Origin of the sequence: Streptomyces sp. SID14478 (genome assembly GCF_010548525.1) — a bacterium.
GTDB lineage: Bacteria > Actinomycetota > Actinomycetes > Streptomycetales > Streptomycetaceae > Streptomyces.
Window position 1 is genome coordinate 1 of the sequence record NZ_JAAGMG010000754.1, and the last position, 2,046, is coordinate 2,046.

At 72.2% G+C, this 2,046-nt stretch carries 2 protein-coding genes; one reads left to right on the top strand and one right to left on the bottom strand.

Annotation, left to right across the window (positions count from 1 at the left end; translation table 11 throughout):
- Positions 1–91: 91 nt before the first annotated feature.
- The gene (locus tag G3I40_RS25045; RefSeq protein ID WP_164304380.1) at positions 92–1,282 is read right to left on the bottom strand and encodes a cation:proton antiporter; all 1,191 of its coding nucleotides are present in this window, start codon (positions 1,280–1,282) and stop codon (positions 92–94) included.
- A 270-nt stretch (positions 1,283–1,552) separates the two neighbouring features.
- Here G3I40_RS25045 and G3I40_RS25050 point away from each other — a divergent pair.
- On the top strand, positions 1,553–2,046 hold a 494-nt coding region (locus G3I40_RS25050; RefSeq protein WP_164304381.1), incomplete at its 3' end, for an ATP-binding cassette domain-containing protein.

Sequence of the window (2,046 nt, forward strand, 5' to 3'; positions counted from 1 at the left end):
TCGCGCGGAGCCGCGGCAGGCGCCCCCGATCGTCGGGCCGGCCGCCAGGTGGCTGCGGTCCGGAGAGTGAGCCCGGACCGCGGCGGACCGCTCACACGCCCGCGCCGGCCCGTTCCTCCAGCGGAGCCGGAGCGGGATCCTGAGCCGCATCGCCCGGCAGGATCCGGGCCAGCCACCGCGACTGCCCGGCCGCCAGCGGACCCAGCACCGCGAGCAGCAGCACGTACCCCGCGATGAACGGGGACAGGCGGGCGTCGAGCCCTGCGCCCGCGGCCATCGTGGCGAGGATCAGCGCGAACTCGCCCCGCGCCAACAGCGTCGTGGAGATGTTGGCCGCGGGCCCGGGCCCGAACCCGTACACCCTTGCGGCGCCCAGTCCCGCCAGCACGTTCATCACCAGCGTCACCGCGACCGCGGCCAGGACCGGCCACACCACCGTGGGCAGGTCACCGGGGTCGATCGACAGGCCGAACGCGAAGAAGAAGATCGCACCGAAGGCGTCGCGCAGCGGGTGCACCAGCTTGCGGATGCGCTCACCGGACGAGGTCGAGCCCAGCATCAGACCGACCATGAACGCCCCGATGGCGTCCGCGACCCCGAACCACTCCGAGACTCCCGCCACGAACACGGCGGCGCCGAGGAAGGAGATGACGAGGAGCTCGTCGTCCTTGGTGTTGAAGAGCTTGCCGACGATCCGCGTACCGAAGCGTGCGGCCAGCGCGAGCAGCAGCAGGAAGCCGAAGGCCTTGCCGCCGTCGAGGACGGCGGCCGCGGCCGAGTCGGCGCCGGACAGGATCGGCTGCAGCGCCGCCAGGTAGAGGGCGAGGAAGATGTCCTCGACCACGATGATGCCGAGGATCGGCCTGGTCTCGGGGTTGCCGAGCCGGCCGGTGTCGACCAGCACCTTCGTGACGATCGCGGACGACGAGATGCCGAGCACCCCGGCGAGGACCAGAGCTTCGGAGGTGCCCCAGCCGAGGGCGAATCCGAAACCGAGGCCGGCGCCGACGTTCAGCGCGAGGTACGTCCCGCCGGCGAGGGCCATCTTGCGCCCGCCCGCCTTGAGGTCGTCCAGGTGGAACTCGAGGCCGAGATAGAAGAGCAGCAGCACCAGGCCGAGCGCGGAGAGCATCTCCAGGTCGTGCGGGTCGGCGACGAGCACGATGCCGGGGGTGTGCGGGCCGAGCAGGATCCCGGCCAGGATGAACAGGGGGATGGTGGGGAGTCCGATGCGGCCGCCGAGGCGGGCGAGGACGGCGGCGGCGAGAAAGGCGCCACCCATGGCGATCAAGGTGTCTGCGTGTCCGATGGGCCCGGTTCTCCTTGGTCTGCGGGGCCCGCAAGGGCCTTTGGTCAAGAGATGGTCAAGAAAGCGTCAATACTTAGCTTACCAAACCATTACTGGAGGGCGTCCGGGGTGCCGGACCGGGGGTTCTCCCCACCCCGCTTTCGCCAGCGGCCCTCATGGTCGGCGAGCCCCTCTGCTCCGTACGTTCGAAGCGTCGACAACGACACCGACACCGACACCGGCGACGTACGAAGGGCGGACCCCATGGGCCTGCGCAAGAAGCGGCAGCACGACCGGAGCGCGGCCCCCGGCGCCACGCCCACCGGGGACCTGGCCGTCGAACTGCGCGGCGTACGGCGCCAGTACGGCCGCGGCGGCGCGGCCGTGCACGCGCTGCGCGGCATCGAACTCGCCCTGCCCCGCGGCACGTTCACCGCCGTGATGGGCCCCTCCGGCTCCGGCAAGTCCACGTTCCTGCAGTGCGCGGCGGGCCTGGACCGCCCCACCGCCGGCACGGTCGCCCTCGGCGGCACCACGATCACCGGCATGAGCGAGAACAAGCTCACCGCACTGCGCCGCACCCGCCTCGGCTTCGTCTTCCAGGCCTTCAACCTGCTGCCCTCGCTGACCGTCGAGCAGAACGTGCTGCTCCCGCTGCGCCTCGCGGGACGGCGCCCCGACCGGCGCCGCGCCGCCGACGTCCTCGCCCAGGTCGGCCTCGGCGACAAGGGGCGCCGCCGCCCGGGCGAACTCTCCGG

Excerpts from the sequence above, each read along its gene's own strand:
- G3I40_RS25045 (WP_164304380.1), bottom strand. The coding sequence starts at position 1,282 with ATGGGTGGCGCCTTTCTCGCCGCCGCCGTCCTCGCCCGCCTCGGCGGC.